The 2,212-nt window shown below is 52.8% G+C and carries 1 pseudogene; it reads right to left on the minus strand.

From position 1 onward, the window contains the following. Positions 1-171: 171 nt before the first annotated feature. Positions 172-1,670: pseudogene (ltrA, locus tag J5224_RS25245) on the minus strand (group II intron reverse transcriptase/maturase). Positions 1,671-2,212 lie beyond the last annotated feature (542 nt).

Raw genomic sequence — 2,212 nt, forward strand, 5'->3', positions numbered from 1 at the left:
CCTGCATCGACCAGCCAATGATTTTACGGGAAAACAGATCGACCACTACCGCAAGATATAACCAACCTTCATGTGTTTTAAGTAGAGTAAGAGACAGGGCGTAGTCGGACTATTTCCCTGCCTCTCCTCTCCGAACCGGACGTACACCTTTCAGCGCATCCGGCTCTCCGTTTAAACGCTGGCGAACGCCATTGCCACTTCCGGATACCGTGATGTATAGGTGTTTCTGGCTTCTGTCCTCAGGTAAGGGTTTCCTTCGGGCAGACGCCAGCGGAACAGCTTCTTACCTTGCCCTACCAACCGGTAAAGTACTTCACCGTTGAGCTTCCCGTGGTTGGTTTTACCAAATAATACCCACGTTTTACTCTGACCCGGTTTCGGTGGTTTACACCACCACCTCATCAGGTATGCGATACCTTTACGGTATTTTCGGGCCAGCCAGTGAGCCAGCTTCCAGAACACCACACGATCGACAGAACTAAACACTTTGGCCTTAAAATCAACGAACTGATAGAACGCGGCCCAGCCTTTCAGTTTCCGGTTGAGTATCTCAACCATATCGATTTTGCTTTCACTGTAATTGCCTGATAACAGAGACGTCAGCGACGCGGCGAAGTTTCTGGCTTTCTCCTTCGGGATCGTCGATACCACCCGCATATCACCATAAAGGCTGCGTTTGCGGATAATTCTATGACCCAGAAAGATAAAACCGTCATTAACATGGGTGATTCTGGTCTTGTCCATGTTCAGCCTGAGTTTCAGGCTGCCTTCAAGTACGTTTCGGCACTCTTCCCTGATGGTTTCCGCCTGTGCTTTGGTGCCTTTGACAATAAGCACAAAGTCATCGGCATAACGGCAGTACGCCACGGCAGGTTTCCATTGCCAGTTTTCTCTGACTGCAGTACTTCGGCCCCGCTGGATACTGCTATTCCAGTACCAGCGATCCTTGCGGGCTTTTTCGCTCAGGTAGCGTTTATGCAGATACTGGTCGAACTCATTCAGCATGATATTCGACAGCAGCGGCGATATTACGCCTCCCTGTGGCACGCCTTCACTGGCCGACCTACATCAACATGCCCGGCCTTAATGGTTTTCCACAGCAGGCTCATAAAGCGTGCGTCACTGATCCTGCGGCGCACGGCTTTCATCAGCAGTCGATGATGCACAGTGTCGAAGTAGCTGGACAGGTCACCCTCAATCACCCAGCGGCCCCGCGTTTCGCCGCAGTCGGTAAGTTGTAATTTCACCGTGCGGATCGCATGCTGGACGCTGCGTTCAGGCCGGAAACCATATGAGAATGTATGAAAATCACTCTCCCAGATCGGCTCCATGACCATCAGCATAGCCCGCTGAACAATACGATCTCGCAAGGCAGGGATACCCAGCGGGCGCTGTTTGCCGTTGCTTTTAGGGATGTAGACCCGTCTGGCTGGCAGGGGCTGGTAGTGACCTGAGAGGAGTTCATCCCTGAGCTTTTGCAGCTCAGCAGCCAGACTGGTCTGTAGCGTTGCTTTGTTCACACCATCAACGCCGGGGGTATGTGCCCCCCTTGATGAGAGCGTGATCCGCGCCGCTTCAGTCAGCCATTCTGGTTGTGTTATCAGACGTAGCAGACGCTCAATCCGTCGGGACGGATCGGTTGCTGTCCATGTGGCAAGCTTGCGTTGCATTTCGCTGATTATCAAAGGTCTTCACCTCGTTAGGTCAGTTAATTCACGTCGCAAACACATTTAAACTGCTCCCCTTCGCCATGTAATGGGCTTTCCCCATCGCAGACTACTACGGAAGCTCCGCCAGCCAGTGCGTCATCGGAGCCATGCCCCCTTAACATTCGTCGCTGACCTTCCCCGGTTCACCTGCCTGGACTCAGACGTATTGAGGAGGCTGCCCGTCGCACTCTTTGTCCTTGCTTGCCGCAAGTTGGTGATAGACGCTGCTGTTCCAGTGTTTCGAATATATTTCAAAACACCTTCGACTGCCAGTGCTTACGTATCACTGCCAGTTCCTTCTGCACGGCTTGTCAGATCACGTAGGCCGTGGTGACATTTTCAACCCACAGAGGTGGATTAACGGGTTCATGTTCTTCAGCCTTTCAGTACTCAACCTTGAGGATCATCTCGGCTTAGTGATCTCGCCTCAATCCCCGTTGTCAGCGGGTTACGTCACGCTGCGGGCATGCCGCAGGTCACTGCCGCTCAGGTTCTCCACCGTC

It is taken from the genome of Candidatus Symbiopectobacterium sp. NZEC135, from assembly GCF_025962695.1.